The organism is Desulfoconvexum algidum, assembly GCF_055382125.1.
The window spans coordinates 720553-737721 of record NZ_AP042394.1 but is presented as its reverse complement, the minus strand read 5'-3'; the positions used below and the strand labels follow the sequence as shown (position 1 = coordinate 737721).

Below are 17169 nucleotides of genomic sequence, written 5' to 3'. Positions count from 1 at the left end.
ATTGCAATGGGGGGGGGATTTACTTTATTTTGATGCCTTTACCTTGTCCAGGACCATGCCTTCAATGGATTCCAGCTTGGCAGGAACCGGGGGATACCATTTGATGTTATCAATGTCGGCATCGGAAAAACTTCTCTCAAAATTGCCCCTGACACTGGTATCGGTCAATTTAATGGCCCCTTTGGATGCGGTGCCGTATTTTTCAAGGTTTGTAAAGATAGCTGCATTTTCAGGTTTGAGCATAAAATTAATCCATTTGTAAGCAGCCTCGGTATTCTTTGCCTTGGCAGGAATGGCAAAGGTGTCGATCCATCCCAGGGCACCGCTTTTGGGTGCTATAAAGTCAATGTCCGGATTTTCCCCGTGGAGCTTCCACCCGCCATTATCCCATGCCATGGCCACATAAACCTCGTTGGACCGCATGGACTGGAGCAGGGCATCTCCATTTGCCCAATAATTTTTCACAAGATGTTTGTTGTCCATGAGGGCTTGTCCCACCTTGTCCATGAGTTTTTTATAGGCCTTAACATCTGAATACTTGGCAAAGGGATCATCTCCCAGGGCAAAGGCCATGGCAATTAATGTGGGACGTTTAAGACGATAGCTTACCCGTCCCGCATAGGCTTCATTGAGAAGATCTGTATAGTCAGAAACAGCTGGTGCCAGCTTCCGGTTGACAACCAGACCCGAGGTACCCCAGCAAAAGGGAATTGCATGGGGTTTGCCGTTGACGGTGGTATTTTTTTGGACCGCATCCAGCATGGAGGTGATAATCTGATCGGCATTTATTTTTGTTACATCAATGGGCTGATAAATTTGATATTTTTCCTGGACAGAAGAAATTCTGTCCTGGCTGGGCTGTGCAAGGTCAAAACCTGCTCCCCTGGTGGCCCGAAGCTTTGCAATCATCTCCTCATTGTTGGTAAAGGTTACTTTTACATCAATCCCTGTTTCTGCTTTAAATTTGTCAACAAGTACCTTGGGGGCATACCCTTTCCAGGTAAGAATTTCAAGGGTTTGGGCCGATGCTGAAGTTGACAGGAAACACGCTCCTGCAACCATAATCATTAATAAAACCATATACTTTTTAAACATTTTTTTTCCTCCATTCTGATTTTAAATTAAGTACGGTGTCTGTAATACAACTGCTTTTCAGATTTTATCAAAAAAGAGAACCATAATCCAACTATTTTAAAACTATTCTAATCCTTTTCCGGAATATCCAAATCAAACAATTGCCGGGTAACATTCAAATACAGGGAATCATCCCTGTGGTCCCCTGTATTGCGTAAAAACTTGATGGGATCATGGATGGCCCTTGTTGCGATGGCCTGGGTCATGCGCCGAACCGCTTCCATATCAACCTGGGACAAATGCCCCCCCAGGGAGGACATGGTTTTATTGAATTCCAACTCCACAATGGCGGTCATCTTGTCGTTAATGGCCTTGATGGTGGGGACAATGGAAAGGCTGTCCATCCATTTCCTAAAACTTAATACCGCCTCCTCCACAAACCGCTCGGCCTTGATGGTTTCCTGCCCCCGCTGGTGAATATTGGTTTCAACAATGCCCGTTAAATCATCAATATCATAGACATAGGCATTGGACACCTTGTTGATTTTCGGGTCAATATCCCTTGGCACGGCAATATCAATAAAAAACAGGGTTCGGTGCTGCCTTTTTTTCATGGCCTGCTTTACCTGATCCTGGGTAAGGACATATTCCGTTGCTCCGGTGGAGCTGATAATAATATCCACATCCTTTAATACGGATTGCCTTTCTTCGAACTGGACCGCCTGGCCATTAAATTTTTGGGCCAGGGCCAGGGCATTCTTAAAGGTCCTGTTGGCCACCACAATCTTGTCCACATTGTGGGATATCAAATGCTCCACGGCCAGTTCCGCCATCTCTCCAGCCCCCAGCAGCAATACGCTTTTGCTGGAAAGATCCCCAAAAATCTTATTGGCAAGTTCTATGGCAGCATAGGAGATGGACACCGCATTATCCCCGATACCGGTTTCTTTTCTGACCCGCTTGGCAACGGAAAAGGATTTATGCATCATCCGATTGAGTATTACCCCGGAGGCCCCTTCTGCTACAGCCGTCTTGTACGCCTTCTTGATCTGCCCCAAAATCTGGGGTTCCCCCACCATCATGGAATCCAGACTGGAAGAAACCTGAAACATGTGCCGGATGGCCTCATCACCTTCATGGATGTACAGAGCAAATCGGAACTCAGGGATCCCTATTTTTTTATGGTCGGAAATAAATTGGATCATGGCCTCAATCTGGTCACCCTCTTCGGGGATGTACAAAATTTCCATCCGGTTACAGGTTGAAAAAACAAGCCCTTCTTTGATCTGGGGAGCATTTTTTAGATATTCAAGGGCCCCAAGGGTCTCCTCTTGTGTGAAGGACAATTTTTCCCGAAGTTCCACAGGGGCGGTTTTATGATTCGCACCGATTAAAAAGATATTTGGCATAATTTTTTCGCTATTTGGTAAATCCCTGGTGATGCCCGCCCAGAAAAATATTGACTCCCAGAAAGGTAAAAATGATGATCATAAATCCCACAATTGTCATGATGGCAGATTTTCGGCCCCGCCACCCGGAATGGAAACGAAAATGCAGCAGGGCCGCATAAACCAGCCAGGTGCCAATGGAAAACACCTCTTTAAAATCCCAATTCCAGAACCGCCCCCAAATGGATTTTGCATAGATAAACCCGGTGATCAGGCCAAAAGTCAGCAGGGTAAACCCTGTGGTAGTGCAGGTATAACTGACATTGTCCAGAAAATCCAGGGAAGGCAGGCGCTTATAGAAGAACCCCGGGGTTTTGGTTCGTATTCCCCTTTCCTGGATCAGATAAAGAATGCCGGCACCGCAGGCAAGGCCCAGGGAAGCATCCCCGGTAAAAACCAGGACGATGTGGGCAACAAACCAGAATCCTTTCAAAATTTCATTGGAAGCGACCTGAGTGTCGGGGACCAGCATCACCGCCAGCATCATAATGGACAAGAGGGTGGAAGCAAAAACACCCAAAATTTTAAGATTAAATTTATGCTGAAAATATATAAACATGCCGCCAAATGCCAGGGCTGCCATGGAAAGGCTTTGGGCCATATTTTTGATCGGCAGTTCCTGGACGGCAATCCCCGTAACCAGGAGGCTTAAAAAATGAACAATCACGGCTGCTGACACCAGGTGAAAAGAGATTTTCTGAATTCTGTCCCTCTGGTCAAACAAAAAAAACAGATACCCTGCCATGCTGAACAAATATAACAGGGTGGATATTTGCAATAGAATACTACTGGCACTACTGAGATTGCTGAGACTATTTAATTCCATTTATTGCTCCTGTGGTACAAGGCGTTCATATTCATACCCGGATCCCAACAGTTCAAGGAGAACCGAATCTATCCGGGTTTGATCATTGGCTGCGATCAGCTCAGGTATTTTTTTTTCAACCAGAGCGGTAAAGATTTTTTTATGGGTGCTGGGGTCATGGCCCTCTTCCAGCAATTTTTTCCGGGTATTGGCCATGAGCAAAAGAAAGTCCTTGTATTCCGGACCCAACATCTGCTCAAGATCTTTGCGGATTTTTTTGGCCAGGGCCGGGCTTGCACCGGATGTGGAAACGGCACACACAAGGTCCCCTCTTTCCACAACCGAAGGGAGAATAAAATCTGATCTGTCCGGGGCATCGGCAACGTTGCAAAGAATCCCCCGGGCGGTTGCATCTTCTCGAACCTGCTGGTTCAAGTCCTTGTTGTCGGTGGCAGCAAAAACCAGGAAAGCCGTGGCAAGATCCGATGGCTCATAGGATTTGCTCGCAAGGCAGATGTCAGACATGGTTTCAAGCTTTTGGGAAAAGGTTTTGCTGATCACCCGAACCCTGGCACCTGACCGGTACAGGCCCATGGCTTTCCGGGTGCCGACCTCTCCACCGCCGACCACCAGGCAGTCACGTCCTTTTACATCCAGAAAAATAGGATAATATTTCATCTTTGTTTAAGCCCTTGCCCACGTATCTTGTTTTAACAAAAAGTTTAGTATATATTGCCAACTATAATTTTTCAATATCTATTCACCCGATGATTAAGGATGTACCGTCATGATAATTGATTCTCATACCCATCTTTTTCCTGAATCGGTAAAAAACGACCGGTCCCTGTTTTTTGCCAAAGAACCCGAGTTCAAAATGCTCTACGACTCCCCCAGGGCAAAAATTGCCACGATATCAGAACTGATCCAGACCATGGATATCCATGGGGTAAATATTTCCGTTGTCTCGGGATTCCCTTGGAGAGACCCGGATCTTGCCAAAAAAAACAATGATACGCTTCTGGAAGCTGTCCAGGCGTATCCGGACAGGATAAAGGGGCTTGCCTGTTTTGACATGGCCTGGGAAGGGGCAGCCGATGAGGCCGTCCGCTGCATTGACGCGGGACTGTCAGGAGTGGGTGAACTTGCCTTTTATCTTTCCGGCATTGATGCAAAGGCCCTCAGACTTCTGGAACCTGTCATGGCAGCCTTGAGGGAGAAGGGCAACCGCCCCTGTATGATCCACACCAACGAACCGGTTGGTCATCCCTACCCCGGCAAGACCCCGATAACCCTTGAGCAGATTGATACCCTGGCCCGGACATTTCCCGATAACAGGATTATCCTGGCCCATTGGGGGGGCGGTATTTTTTTCTACCGTGTCATGAAAAAACAGGTAAAAGAAACCCTGAAGAACATCTGGTATGATACAGCCGCATCGGTATTTCTCTATGACCCTGAAATTTATAATATGGCCATCCAGGCCAATGTCATTGACAAGGTGCTATTTGGAACAGACTTCCCCCTGCTGACACCGGACCGGTATTACGCAGACATGGACAAATCCGCCATGACACCGGCCCATAAGCGGCAGGTGTTGGGCGAGAATGCCCTTGCCCTTTTTGGGTAACCGGCATGGCCGGAGCATGGTATTTGCGCCTTCAACTCCCTGTCCCGGGTCAGTGAACACCAGAATTATGGTACTTTCAAGACCCGACTCACACTCTGGGTTTTATTGGCTGACTGATCCCAGACAACAACCCGGTAAAAATAACGTTTGCCCTTTTGAACATGGACATCGGTATAGGTGGAATCACGAACCCGATCTCGATTAATTCGGATAAAGTCACGATTGTTGCGACTGCGAAGAACATCGAAGCCAGCGAGATCCTTATCCTTTGAGATCACGGTCAGCATCACGCGTTTTTTATCCATGACAGCGGTAAAATGGGCGATGGTCGGAGCCTGATGGTCGCGAACCTGCAGATTAAGCGGGTTTGAGGGAGTGGACTCATTGCCCGATTTATCCACCGCCGTGACCTCATAGACAACGCTTGCTGCAACGGGAGAACTGGCATCAACAAAAGCTGACAGCACAACAAGCTCGCTGGTAATTTTCAGCCGTTTCCCCGCCACCGATCTATAAATATGATAGCCGGCAAGGTCATACACATCCACATCGTTCCAGGTGAGAGAGACTTTTCCCCCACGCACCGAAGAACCGGTAAAGCCCGGAGCACGGGGTGGGGTGACATCCGGAAGCTGCACTTTTACCACCTCGGAAGGAGCGGATTCATTATAATGCGTATCAACGGCGGTAATCCGGTAATAATAGGGATAACGGGACAGGTTTTTGGTCAAGACATCGTCGTAGAATGGATCCGCAACCATTTCGGTGTTGATCAAGGACCAATCAATATTATCGGGCCGCAGGGTTCGGTAGATCCGATACCCCAGCAGATCCTCTGCTGTAACCCCATCCCACTGTAATTTTATGGTAGCTCGCTCCGACTCGCCCACAAGCGCTTGCACCACCGGGGGGGCAGTGTTATCTTTTGCAAGCCCCAGGACATTCAAAGAGCGTAAAGATTCATACCCGCCTTTGTTCACCGCCGTGACGGAATAAAAATAATTAAGATCCACCTGAACACTGGTATCCCGAAAAAAAGTCCCTTGTACCAAGTGCTCATTTAATTTGGTATCAGCGCCTTCGTATCGTTGAGAACGATAAATATTATAGCCCAGAATATCCTTATCAGAAGCGGGTTGCCAATGGATATCAATAAAGGTCTCTTTGGCCTCAACCGTTGGTCGCAACAGCACAGCAGGATGGGGGTCAACCTTGATCTTCCCGAGAACGGGCAGGGTGAACGGGCCATCATCGGAAAAGAAATCAACTCCCCTGACCTTATAAAAAACCCTTTGTCCTGGTTTAAGGGTGGTATCTGAATAAAAATACGGGGCGACATTCATTGTTCCATTGGCGTTCCTGCTGGCCTGTACCTGCACAGGGGCACCATTTATTTTCTCAAATGTTCCCTCATGGGTATCTGACCGATATACATTAAACATGGTATACGCTTCGTAGCCCTGCCATTTCAGACCAACCCCCCAATCAAAACGATGGGCCTGAAGCTCCCAGAGCATGGGCATTTCTGGCTGGCGAGTTAAATCGACACCGCGCTCCTGGGTAAATACAACATCCTTGCCCCTATAAACCTCCAGGGTGTAGACCACAGCGTTCATATCAACAGGGGGCTTATCCTCATAATATTGCCCAAGGGCCTTGGCAATCTCAGGTTCCCTCACCGACAGATACATGAGCATACTCAACCGATTATCATTCTGGGCAAGGGACTGATTCAACTCATTTCTATCCTTTGCTGTTTCAAAAGGAAACATCAGCTTCAAACCCGCCGGATTATCTTTAAGCACTGTTTTCGCCTGCTCAAAATCAAGCCGCTGCAATAGGGCAATCTGCTTTTTTTGATCAAGATGCCCCCCAGGCGCACGCCAAAGAACATAGGTGTAATCAAAGGTTCTATCTGTAACCAGCCACCGAAGCTTCACCCCTTGCCCTGTATTTTTAGTTTCAAAAACAAGGGAAGACGCCGCTTTGGCGCCAAAGGCAGCCCCGGAAAAGCTTGTGAACAAAAGACATGCAAGAAAAAACCCTAGTATCGTTTTCAGTAGTATCGTTTTCATCGTTATCACCTTATCGAATTGCCATTGGCATCTTGTAACGCATCTGTACGATCACTGGATGCAGGGCGGGACGTTCTTAACGTTGTAATAGAGCCGGTGGAATACAGAGGCTTACCTCGTTCAAGGCTATATTCCTGATCCGCTCCCTCGTCAGAGGAACCATTTTGCTCTAAAGCACGTTCCCACATGGCAACCCACCCAAGATTATTCAGCGAAATCCCCCTCGAACGATGATACTCAATCCACCCCACAAAAGTATTCCCATTAAACGAATCTCGATCATTGGGTACCAGCTCAAGTCGATGCTCAAGCGATCCTGTCTGACTGCGAATAATATACTCATCCGGGCCAAAGACATGGGAGGAGGCGGCCTTTGCCATATTTGAAAGAAATCCACCCTGACCAAAGGACAGCCCACCATTAAATTGTGGTTCAACATTAACCACAAACTCAACTTCATTCCAATTCACAGGCGCTTGTGTCGTAAATCGAAATTCCAAGGTTTTAAAATCTGCCACAGAATGGCGAACAAACGCCGCTTCTGAATAGGCATCAAATTGCTGTTGCACCGCAGCTAATTCCGCCTCCTGGGAAGCACAGCCGCGTAATGCCAAGGTGTAAATCCACCACTGCGCCATCTTGGAAAGATTCCGCACATCCTCCCAATTTGCAGGATACATGGCAGCAACCTCACCCCCTTCAACCGTGGCAAGATCATTGGGCGAATCAAATTGTCCACAGACTCTTTGCTCATGCATCTCAACATGGGTGTTTCCAGAACGGTCCACAACCGTAATAGGATACTGCACCGGTTCTCTTGCCATATTGGCCCAAAAGATATCAATGATAGGATCATAGACCATTCCAACCCGTACATGGGCAATATCAGCCCGATACGCCTCCTGGTCCACGGTGTAATTCACATAAAAATGAGGATCACTCACCGATTGGGAAATCACCTCCGCCGTGGAGTCATAAGGGACAGCATCTTCACCTTCTACAGGCGTCTCAATGGTGAAGGCGGAAGTGTAGACTTTTCCCTGCTCAGCGCCATTTTTAACCACTTGAATTACATGCTCCCCACTCCAATACCAATGATACGGTACTGGATATGCATCGTCCGTAAAGATAATGCCTCCAGACAAACGATCTTTCTCCACCTCTACTAAAGGACTCTTAGCAGCAGTTTGAATCCCAAGAGGAGTTGCCCCTGCTAAAGGACTCACAGCAACAATTTGAGTCCCAAGAGGTGTTGCCCCTGCTAAAGGACTCACAGCAGCCCTTTGAGTCCCAAGAGAAGTTGCCCCCGCTGAACGACTCTTAGCAGCCCTTTGAGTCCCAAGAGAAGTTGCCCCCGCTGAACGACTCTTAGCAGCCCTTTGAGTCCCAAGAGAAGTTGCCCCCGCTGAACGACTCTTAGCAGCCCTTTGAGTCCCAAGAGAAGTTGCCCCCGCTGAACGACTCTTAGCAGCCCTTTGAGTCCCAAGAGAAGTTGCCCCCGCTGAACGACTCTTAGCAGCCCTTTGAGTCCCAAGAGAAGTTGCCCCCGCTGAACGACTCTTAGCAGCCCTTTGAGTCCCAAGAGAAGTTGCCCCCGCTGAACGACTCTTAGCAGCCCTTTGAGTCCCAAGAGAAGTTGCCCCCGCTGAACGACTCTTAGCAGTCCTTTGAGTCCCAAGAGAAGTTGCCCCCGCTGAACGACTCTTAGCAGTCCTTTGAGTCCCAAGAGAAGTTGCCCCCGAGCCAACAACAGCAGTCACTGCAGACTCCTCTTCTACGGGAGGTTCTTCATAGGTAAATGGATTCTGATAACTGCCATCAGCAAGCACGACTGCTGGTAATTTTACCCCTGTAACGCCATTTTCAACCATTCGTATTGGTTTTAACGGCGCATCAGGAATAAAGCGGTTCATATACCGCATGGATCCTTCCTGCGCATCATAGGTCAACAGGGAGCCTTCCACATGGCCTGCAATTGTTTGATTTGCTGCGTCAACCACCTGAAAATCAACATTTGCTTCCTGCATTAAAGAATTCCAGTTCTGACCATCACGAATCGCTTTGGAAACCATATAAATATCGGTATCCGCGTAAACGGGCGTTGTCGAACTGGTTGGGTACACCTCAAATAATCCCTCGCGAAAAGAGATATCCTCCCTAGTGGTCTCAAAATGAACAACCAGATCTTCATGTTTTATTTCTTCTCGAACCTTGGCCATATCAAATTCTTCAGAATACGCCGTATGACCCTCCGGACCGTCCCATCTACACAGGGTCAGCCGGGCCTTATAAACAAAATCCCCCCCCCCGTATAAAATATTTTGCGGGGTATACTGCAATTTGGTTGTCCCTATTTTTCCACCAGCAACGCTGTAGGGCGCAGCTTCCGTCCCCATATCCATATATAATCTAAGCGCGTTATCCCAGGCATCCTGCCGGTCTGTCAGGTCGACATAGCTTGTCGCCGCGATGCTGTTACTGCCCTGAACCTTTTCCACCATCAGAACATACCAGTTACCATCATCATATCTGAACGGCTCCTCAATGGGAATCGTGGTATTGATGTTGATACTATCCACCCGACTGACCTCTGTTGCGCCTTCTTCGGGCAACGAATAGGCAATAAGCGGTATGGATTCAATGCCTTGATCGGCAATACCCGGTGGTGGGTTGTCAGGATAGGTAAAGGTCATATCCCAGGTGCCGGAAATCGTCCCCCATAAAAAGGAGTAACGCGCTTTACCATGGAGACCAATATAAATGGGGGGTGCCTTAAATTGGCCCCCCAGCTCGGCATAGGCACTGATGATTTCATAATCGTCACCCGCCACATGAACACCGGCCTCTAGGCCAATCCAGATCTTACCTTTCGCATCGATATAAAAAGGGTAGACACCCGCTGCAAGGTCAACTTCGGCCCCCCCATAGAGTCGTCCGTAAAAGATCCAGGCACTACCTTTTAGATTGAATTCTTTTTTAACCCCCATGGCAAGGCCACGACGATCAATCTGCAAATAGCCCTGGCCTTCCAAATAATGCAAGACCGTTGCACTCAATGGACTTTCTTTAGAGCCAAAATAAATGTGCCAATCATTCTGGGCAAAGAGGATGTCCACCTGACCATTGGCCGCCACCACATCCATATCACTCACCACTTTGCTGAAGTTTAATCCGGCCTTCAAAGAAAAGATGGCAGGACTGCCCCCCAGTTCAATGGTCCCGTATATATGGGCGGGGACCTCTGGAGAGCGTCCTTCCATAATCCATGAATCACCAGCGAGCATAACTCTGGCGTTGGAATCAACTGAAAGAGAAAACTCACCATACCACGACTTACCATTATCCGTGGAACCGATATCGACAAGGGCCGTTACGGTTAGCAGCGTTCCTTGATTGGCAACAAAGGCCACACCCCCTTTACTCGGGGTCACCAGCATATGATAGGCAATCCCCCCCCCTACGGAATATACCGTCAGGGGAAGCGGGCTCAGGGGTATTCGAGACGGAACTTTGAGCTGCACCTGCCAATACACAAAGGACGCGGCACCCTCCCCCTCACTGCCCACCTCAAAAAGTCCTTCCATGCCTTCAAAAAGACCGGCCACTTTCACAGCAAGCCCAGCCTTAAAATGGTCATCATCAAGGACCAAAGTCCCCCCCATATCAAAGGCAGGTTTATGGATATCAAGGCTCATCTCCTTGGTGAAGACAACCTTATTCTCGTACACTTCAAATCCTGTACCAATTTTAGCAAGACTGGCAAGATTCAAGTCCCCTGCTGCTGAAAGAAATAAACCATCGCCATCCACATAACCAAAGCCAATCTCCTTGAGCGTCAGGTCAACACTTGCAAGGCTCACGGTATAGTTCACCTCGGATGAAGCGCTGGCGCTATCAATTTTCACGGTATTGGCATACACCTCGATTCCGGACAGCGTTAAATCATCGGGCAAGGCCGACAAAACGGCATCTTCATTCATGGTAACCTTGGTATCCATGGAAAAATAGAGACCCCCATCCGCCGACTCATACCCCGCCCCGAGCCGGGTTAGCTCCAAGTTTGCAAAACCGGCATCCGCAGTGAACTTCTGACCTGTTTCACCACCCAGCCCCCATTCATCAACCCCGTCATTATCCAGGGTCAAATGGGCCGTGAGCGCAAGGTTAAAGAATTTTTCAAGCGTAAGTTCCATGCCAAGACTTCCCGCCGAGAGGGCAAAGCTATTATTAAACTCAAGGGAGGCCTGGGTGAGAAGCGCCCCAAAGCCAAGGGAGTCACTGAGATCAACATCAGATTCAAGGGTGACAGCGCCTGCTATCCCACTGGAAGAGAAGGTTAAAGCATCAACATCAAAGGCAATCTGTGTCTCTTCATAGGGAATGGCAATGAGGCCACCCACCGTCACGGTACCCGCTGCAAAATCAAAGGAACCACTGACGTTGCCCAGATCAATACCCGTACCCGGCAGGGTGAGTTTTGAGGCCGCGCCTGCGGTAAAACCATAGGCACCGTCAAGAAAATCAATGGCGGGGGCCATGCTGGTTTTATAGCCTGCCCCAAAGGCAAGGCTGCCATCAAGACCGCCGAGTACAAACATCTTGGTAATTTCTGATTGGGTGGAATCAAAGAGAATGGAAATGCGGGTGAGAACCGCATCAACGCCATAATTATCATCTTCAAATACATGGACGGTTTTGGAGCCCGACCAATTCACCGACCCCTGCAAACCGCCGCCTGTAAGACCAAGATTCGTTATGGAAACCCCTTCCAGTGCGGGAAGTGCACCCACCGCATTAAAACTGATGGTTCCGCCACGCACCTTGCCGTAGGGAGCACCACCTGCCATACCGACCTCAAACCCGTCAACCGAAGCATTGAAGTATTGCGTGTTCAGTGGAATAGGCGCATTCGGAGCAAAGACAATGGCACCACTGAGCAATTTCGGATTGCTCAGATCTGAAAGATCAAATTGCACATTTTTTATGGTGACCGGTAACTCGCCAAGGGAATTTTTATAGCCCTCCGCAGGGATGGCGTCCATAAGGGCACCAAGATGCAGACCGCCTTCCGCCTCAAAACCTGCCTCATTGGAAAAGGCAATGGAGCTGCGCAGGGAAAAATCACCAATGGCAATGGTAAGATTATCAGCACCAAAAGACGCCAACTCAAAATGGGGTGAATTATGATAGAGTTTGGCTGTCGCTGTAACCTCCTGCCCGGCAATATTGACACCACCGGCGAGAGCGATCCAGAAACGATTATCCGTTACCCCAAAACCATATTGGCTGAGCAACATGGACATGGAATTATTAATGGCAATGGTGGCGTTGGGAATATCTCGCATACCGCCGAGTCCGGCATCCGCCAGTTGCAACGCATTCTTGTAAATCTTTAACCCGTCAAAATCAAAGGTCTGGGGCAGGTCCGCAATGGCCTCATTTTCCAGGGCCAGATTACCATCAAGATCGACAAAGAAGGGTTCATCACCAAAGCCGCCGCCAATGGCAATGGCGTCCAGGGTCAGGGTGGCAAAACCACCAATGGTCAACGGCTTATTAATCTCATCCGCTGTTACGCTAAGCTTGCTAATCCCCTTATTCCCCAAAGCAACAAGGACGCCAATGGACAGATTATCAAACATGGAAAGTTTAATATCACCGGCAATGGAACCGGAAATGGTATTGGCCGTCACCCCAAAGGAGAAAGAGGTGATGTCAGCACCAAAGCCAGCAACCTTTATATCACGGCCCAGGCTGCCCAAATCAACATCAACCTCACCCGTGGTGGAGACACCTGCGGCCGACAGCACCAGAGCGTTTGCCTGGGTTATACCCACAGAGCCACCACCAAGATCAGATGGCAGCTGAATTTTACCCCAGACCGCCATCCGCTTGTCATTGAGATAAAGGCGGCCGTTGAGGTTATCCACATTAAAGGAGGTTCCAGGGATGGCAAAGGAAAGGCCCGATTGCAGACGCTCGGCCTCTTTTTGTGCCGCCTCACTTAAATCGGTAAGACTGGCAGCCCCCCAGGTGATACCCTTATCGGCAAGCATCCGCAGCTGGGTGACAGGCGCAGCCATTTTGTAGGCAGACCCCAGTTTAATGGCACCATCAAGATCGGTGAGACGAATTTTATCAAGAACATTGGTTGCCGTGGTATCAACGGCAACGGTTAACTCACTCAGGAGGAGCTCAATACCATATTCTCCTGTGAGGACAGGGATCTTTACAGGATTGGCCTTGGCCCGATAGGAAGCCGACCCCATAAAACCATCCGGGGAGAGCTCAATATCCGCAAAACTAATGCCGGATGGTGGCTTGGGCAGATCAATATCCGCCAGCTTCTCGATGCTGAAATCCCCATCAACCGACGCACCATCAAAGCCAAAACTCACCGAGCGAATCACCGCCGAAAAAATGCCAAAATTTGGGGTGAGGGGTCGCCTGAAAGGAAGGGTCACCCTGCCCGAGGTAATGGTTTTATTTTTAAGGTCAACACCAAGATCGCTAAATTCAACCTGTAATTCCCCGGTGAGAGGATCTTTGAGATTTTCAGGTAAATAGGCGGTCAAGAATCCGGCATTGATGGAACCTGCACCACTGATCTTACCGGCAATGGCTTCAGCGCTGGTGCGCAGACTGAAATCGCCCAGGGCCAGGTACAGCCCCTTAAAACCGAAATCCGAAATCTCGTAGGTGCCGTCCTGAAAGATTTTGGCGGTGAGGGACATCTCGTTATCAAGATAGGTGGCCTGGCCTTTGAGTCCAAACCACAACGCACCATGATACACCCCAAGCCCATACTCTTTCAGGCTTAACTTTGCCGCATTTACATTAAATGTTGCGTCCTCTGCACTATGCCAGTCATTCAGATTGCCGGCAAATTTGATTCCTGTTTTAAAGATACGTAACCCGGTAAAATCAATCTTCTTCCCATACTCCTTAAACAGGTCATGGGTGGGGGTGATATTACCATCAATCTCCACATAGAAATTTTCATTCTTTTCGCCTATGCTCACCTTGGACAGACCAAGGGTGGCGAATCCTTTCAGATCAAAACTCTTATCAAGATTACCTGAATCAATTTTAAATTCCTGCAGACCCTTCTTATCAATCTTAGCTGTTATTGCAATTTGCAACCCGCCAAACTGGCTGAAATTCAAATCCCCAGCCAGTGCTCCGGAGATATTACCATGACTCACATCAAGGCTCAATGCCGTAAGGGTGGTGTCTATACTGGCAAGGGGCAGGACGGGAAGATCCTCTGGATCAAAGACCAGGGGGCCACTGGTGGACAGACCAGCGGCAATAGATAATGTCAGCGGTCTATCAGGAGGAATCGTCAGGCTTGCTGACCCCATGGAGGGAGGCAGATAAAGCGTTCCGGCAATGGACAAAGATTTTTCCTCAAGATCCAGGGAGCCACCCAGATTTCCCAGGGAAAACAGGTCTCCGGGCAAGGTCAAACGGCCAAGGGAGCCCTGGGCATCTGTGGCGGTATTCTTACCCCAGGAGATCGCGTTACCCACAAGGAGTTCAAGATCAGGGATTTCAAGACTATTAAAACCGGAGCCAAAGACAAGCCCCCCTGAAAAGGTTTGCAGACTGACCATATTGGCCAGTGCTTTCCGGGTATCAACCGTTACGGACAGTGCATTCAGATTCAGGCTAAACCCATACGCCCCTTCCATAATATTAATGGTACGGCTTCCGGCGTCACCAATGAGATCAACCTCACCCGCAATACCATCTGCCCCGAGGTAGAGATCTGTAAAGGGTAGATCGCTAACAGGCAGTCCAAGACCCGCAAGACTGATGGACCCATCAATGGAAGCACTGGATGTGGTGAAAGAAATACCCGCAAAGGTCAGGGTTGCCGGCCCCAGCGTTACATTAAGGGGTGTGGCAGGCGTGTATCCCACAGATCCCAGTGACACGGAACGAGCGGCCACATCCACCTGAAAATTTTGGAGCTGAACAACCAACTCTTGCGCCTCATTCAATGCACCCGCAGGAAGTTCATCAATCAAGACCTGGGGTAATCCGCCAATATAACCTTGGGTATTATTGGCAATGGCCCCGCCCTCTGCAATGGCATCTCTTCCCACCTTAAGGAAAAAGTCGCCCAGGGAAAAATAGATATTGGTGAGATCAATGCCTTCAATGGCAGTGGACCCATCATGAAAAATTTTAGCCGTGGCACTAGCGCTGCTCCCACCAAGGGAAGCTTGCCCCCTAAGACCCAGCCAAAAGAGATTATTGTCAACACCAAGACCATATTTTTTGAGTTGGACCACGGCCCCTTCAAAACCTGCACTAGCGCCTGTAACATCGTGCCATCCCTCTAAATCAGAGGCCAAAGCGATGGCGTCAGGACGGATGGACAGACCGGTAAAGACGAGCTGCTCACCAATCCCGTTTATGGAGGTCAACAGATCATTCGTTGGGGTGATAGCACCATCCAGCTCAACTTCAAAACTGCTGTTTTCATAGGAGAGAACAACAGAGCTCAAGCTAAGTGTTGCAAAACCGCCGACATCCACCGAACGGGTTCCGCCTTCCGGCATAGCAGCCACACGAAGGCCAGACAAGCCGGATGCATCGATATCCGCTTGCATATCCAGTTTCACATCACCAAAATTGGTAAGGGTTACCTCTCCAGCCAAAGAACCGGATGGAATATTATTGTTTAAATTCAAGACCAGGGCCGAAAGCGCTAATGGGAAACCTGAAAGGCTGAAGGTTGGCGGTGTGCCAAGATCAAAAACAAGCTGCCCGGCAGTGGAAATACCAGAGGCCGAAAGGATCAAAGGCTTGTCCGCCGGCAGGGAAACCGAACCGCCCCCAAACTCAGCCGGAAAATCAAACGCTCCCGACATGGTTACAGATTTATCCTGCAAATTGATCGAGCCGCCCAGATTACTGATACAAAAATCGGTATTGGGGATGGTTATTTTACCGTCCAGATTCTGGGCTATTCCAGCAACATCCGAAGCCGTTGTTTGCGCTGCGGCGGCAGCATCCGCAACCGCCTTTGTCCCATAAGATATGTGGTTTTCAACCAGTTGTAAGTTCGGAATGGTGATGCCGCCATAACCGGAGCCAAGGAGTATCGAGCCATCAAGATTGGCGAGGCTTATGGGCGTTTGATTTGCAGTATTAATATTTACCGATAAGGCACTGAGTGCCAGACTCACCCCATAGGTTCCGGAAAGGATTTCAAAATTCTGGACAGGATCCGTAGCCTTCACAAGGGGCAGGGTATAATTAATGGCAGTGGGTGAAAAATTAAGGTGGGTAAAAGAAATTTCAGGTGCAGAAGGGATTACGAGGGTCGGCAGCGTCAAGGAACCCGTCGCTGATGCGCCATCCTTAGTAAACGTCAGGTTGGTGAGGCTGAAACTTGCATCACCGTAGCTGAAACTGAAATCAGGCTCAAAAACCACCGAACCATTAATAATGGTCGTGCCGTCAATCTCGAGATCAGAGACCGTCAAAAGCAGCTCATCAGTGCCAGGTTTTTTAAGAGCGTCCGGAACGAACTGTGCCAGCCAGCCTAAGGCCAAAGTGGCCTCCCCGTTCAAACGATTTTCAACCGCAGCCACCCCAGTGTGGAGAACAAAGTCACCCAGTTGATACGGTGTAAGACGATCAGCCGTTGAATAAGTACCCAGTGGCGAATCATCAAAAAATTCAATTCTACCATCACGCCGTACCACCTGAATGGACAAGTCATAGGCGGAATCAATTTTAGGTCGAAACGTGTAGGACCAGCGACTATCCCCCTTGGCATCCTGCCAGGACTTACCCCCGTTGAGAGATATCTGGACCAACAGATCAGAGGGTTTAAGGTCTTTGCGCTCACTTTCAAGAATACCCTTAATCTCCACCTGGCCGTCCCGATCCCGCAAATCTTCAGCGTAAAAAACGATTTCACGGGAATCAAGGTCTTCAAACAAGGTGCCGTTAACTGTGACCAGGTCCAGATAACCCAAGTCATCACCGTCATACCAAGAGGCGTGGGCGACAAAAATACCCAAGAAAAAGATCAAAATCAGAAAAAGAATAGAAAGGTGTGCAATGGTTCGTATTTTAGACTCATTTCTAATCGTCATCAAAATGTCCTTATAAAGGGAA

Annotated in this window: 7 protein-coding genes; 1 reads left to right on the top strand and 6 read right to left on the bottom strand. The window is 48.9% G+C overall.

Going from position 1 to position 17169, the window contains the following annotated elements; all coding sequences use genetic code 11:
* Positions 1-24: 24 nt before the first annotated feature.
* The 4 genes from ACZ45G_RS03255 to ACZ45G_RS03240 form a co-directional block, all read right to left on the bottom strand.
* Positions 25-1095: an extracellular solute-binding protein gene (locus ACZ45G_RS03255; RefSeq protein ID WP_464175235.1), complete on the bottom strand. Its 1071-nt coding sequence runs from the start codon at positions 1093-1095 to the stop codon at positions 25-27.
* Positions 1096-1202: 107 nt separating this feature from the next.
* Complete coding sequence (gene hemA, locus ACZ45G_RS03250) at positions 1203-2483, bottom strand: glutamyl-tRNA reductase (RefSeq protein ID WP_464175234.1); 1281 nt, start codon at positions 2481-2483, stop codon at positions 1203-1205.
* Positions 2484-2493: 10 nt separating this feature from the next.
* The gene (gene ccsA / locus ACZ45G_RS03245; protein ID WP_464175233.1) at positions 2494-3348 is read right to left on the bottom strand and encodes a cytochrome c biogenesis protein CcsA; all 855 of its coding nucleotides are present in this window, start codon (positions 3346-3348) and stop codon (positions 2494-2496) included.
* Positions 3349-4005, bottom strand: a complete 657-nt coding sequence (locus ACZ45G_RS03240; RefSeq protein ID WP_464175232.1) for a precorrin-2 dehydrogenase/sirohydrochlorin ferrochelatase family protein — start codon at positions 4003-4005, stop codon at positions 3349-3351. It abuts the gene before it with no gap.
* Positions 4006-4114: 109 nt separating this feature from the next.
* Here ACZ45G_RS03240 and ACZ45G_RS03235 point away from each other — a divergent pair, with 109 nt between their 5' ends.
* On the top strand, positions 4115-4954 hold the full coding sequence (locus tag ACZ45G_RS03235) for an amidohydrolase family protein (protein ID WP_464175231.1): 840 nt from the start codon (positions 4115-4117) through the stop codon (positions 4952-4954).
* Between the two features lie 65 nt (positions 4955-5019).
* Here the strand turns inward: ACZ45G_RS03235 and ACZ45G_RS03230 are convergent, their stop codons facing one another.
* Together ACZ45G_RS03230 and ACZ45G_RS03225 are read right to left on the bottom strand one after the other, a co-directional pair.
* On the bottom strand, positions 5020-7029 hold the full coding sequence (locus ACZ45G_RS03230; RefSeq protein WP_464175230.1) for a hypothetical protein: 2010 nt from the start codon (positions 7027-7029) through the stop codon (positions 5020-5022).
* Between the two features lie 5 nt (positions 7030-7034).
* Positions 7035-17147, bottom strand: coding sequence for a hypothetical protein (locus ACZ45G_RS03225; protein WP_464175229.1), 10113 nt, complete (start codon positions 17145-17147; stop codon positions 7035-7037).
* Positions 17148-17169: the final 22 nt, after the last annotated feature.

What these genes read in the sequence shown, in the direction of transcription:
- ACZ45G_RS03255 (WP_464175235.1), bottom strand. Translation starts at nt 1,095, where the DNA reads ATGTTTAAAAAGTATATGGTTTTATTAATGATTATGGTTGCAGGAGCG.
- hemA (WP_464175234.1), bottom strand. Translation starts at nt 2,483, where the DNA reads ATGCCAAATATCTTTTTAATCGGTGCGAATCATAAAACCGCCCCTGTG.
- ccsA (WP_464175233.1), bottom strand. Translation starts at nt 3,348, where the DNA reads ATGGAATTAAATAGTCTCAGCAATCTCAGTAGTGCCAGTAGTATTCTA.
- ACZ45G_RS03240 (WP_464175232.1), bottom strand. Translation starts at nt 4,005, where the DNA reads ATGAAATATTATCCTATTTTTCTGGATGTAAAAGGACGTGACTGCCTG.
- ACZ45G_RS03235 (WP_464175231.1), top strand. Translation starts at nt 4,115, where the DNA reads ATGATAATTGATTCTCATACCCATCTTTTTCCTGAATCGGTAAAAAAC.
- ACZ45G_RS03230 (WP_464175230.1), bottom strand. Translation starts at nt 7,029, where the DNA reads ATGAAAACGATACTACTGAAAACGATACTAGGGTTTTTTCTTGCATGT.
- ACZ45G_RS03225 (WP_464175229.1), bottom strand. Translation starts at nt 17,147, where the DNA reads ATGACGATTAGAAATGAGTCTAAAATACGAACCATTGCACACCTTTCT.